The following is a 1,592-nucleotide window of genomic DNA, read 5'->3' as shown; positions in this document are numbered from 1 at the left end:
GCCAGTTTTCAAGACGCATACCTAATGAAAGACCACGAGATGCTAGCACATCCTTAATTTCTGTAAGAGACTTCTTACCCAAATTAGGCGTTTTTAGCAGTTCAACCTCAGTACGTTGAATTAGGTCACCAATGTAGTAAATATTCTCTGCTTTCAAACAATTCGCAGAACGAACGGTTAGCTCTAGATCATCTACTGGACGAAGCAGGATTGGATCGACTTCTTCCTCTTCCTCTTCTTGAACTACTTCTTTTTCGTTATCGAAATCAACGAATACAGCAAGTTGTTGCTGAAGAATTGTAGCTGCACGGCGGATTGAATCCTCAGGATCAATAGTACCGTTAGTTTCAAGATCAATTACAAGCTTATCGAGGTCAGTACGTTGCTCAACTCGCGCATTCTCAACAGAGTATGCAACTCGCGAAACCGGACTATATGACGCATCCAACTGCAAACGACCGATTGCGCGTGTTTCATCATCATTATTACCACGCTGGTCAGCTGGCTCATAGCCACGACCGCGACCAACACGTAGCGTCATAGTGATATCACCATTGTCGCTAAGGTTGCAAATAACATGATCCGGATTCATGATTTCAACGTCATGATCCAACTGAATGTCACTAGCCAAGACTGGGCCTGGCCCCTTCTTAGTAAGCGTCAAACTAGCTTCATCGCGTGAGTGCATGTTTATAGCCAAACCTTTAAGGTTCAAAAGGATCTCAATAACATCCTCTTGAACACCTTCGATTGCGCTGTACTCATGCAATACACCTTCGATTTCTGCTTCTACAACTGCACAACCCGGCATTGATGACAAAAGAATTCTTCTTAATGCGCTACCAAGCGTATGGCCGAAACCTCGCTCTAATGGCTCTAGAATAACTTTTGCATGTGTTGCGCTTAAACCTTGAACTTCAATGTTTCGTGGATTCAAGAATTCATTAACTGAACGCTGCATATATGCCCCTATACCTTATGTTGTATCCGATGAGATTACTTAGAGTAAAGCTCAACAATTAGATTCTCGTTGATGTCCGAAGGTAGCTCTGAACGCTCAGGAACAGCTTTAAAAGTTCCTGTGAGTTTATTGGTATCTACGTCGATCCACTCAACTGCCCCGCGATTAGCTGCTAACTCAACAGCGTTTTTAACACGCAATTGGTTCTTAGCTTTTTCGCGAACAGCAACAACATCACCAGCTTTAACTTGGTAAGATGCGATATTCACTACCTGATCGTTAACAACGATTGCCTTGTGGGATACAAGCTGACGTGATTCTGCGCGAGTAGAACCGTAGCCCATACGATATACAACATTATCAAGGCGTTGTTCCAGCAACTGAAGCAAGTTTTCACCTGTAGCGCCTTTACGGCGTGCAGCTTCTTTATAGTAGCCACGAAACTGTTTTTCAAGAACACCGTATAGACGGCGAACTTTCTGCTTCTCTCGTAACTGGGTACCGTATTCAGACAAACGTCCGCGACGAGCACCGTGCATACCTGGAGCAGTTTCTAAGTTACACTTTGAATCTAGCGCTTTAGCGCCACTTTTCAAAAATAAGTCAGTACCTTCACGGCGTGACAGTTTAC

The 1,592-nt window shown here is 43.8% G+C and carries 2 protein-coding genes; both read right to left on the bottom strand.

The genetic code is table 11. From position 1 onward, the window contains the following. Window positions 1-961: DNA-directed RNA polymerase subunit alpha (gene rpoA, locus A3729_RS15095; RefSeq protein WP_068634031.1), on the bottom strand; the 961-nt coding region annotated here is incomplete at its 3' end. A 35-nt stretch (window positions 962-996) separates the two neighbouring features. Beyond that, window positions 997-1,592 (bottom strand): 30S ribosomal protein S4 (gene rpsD / locus A3729_RS15090; RefSeq protein WP_068634030.1); only part of this gene is annotated, 596 nt, incomplete at its 5' end.

Source organism: Oleiphilus sp. HI0043 (assembly GCF_001634935.1).
Note: the sequence above shows the minus strand (reverse complement) of the source record. Positions and strands in the feature narration are given on the sequence as shown.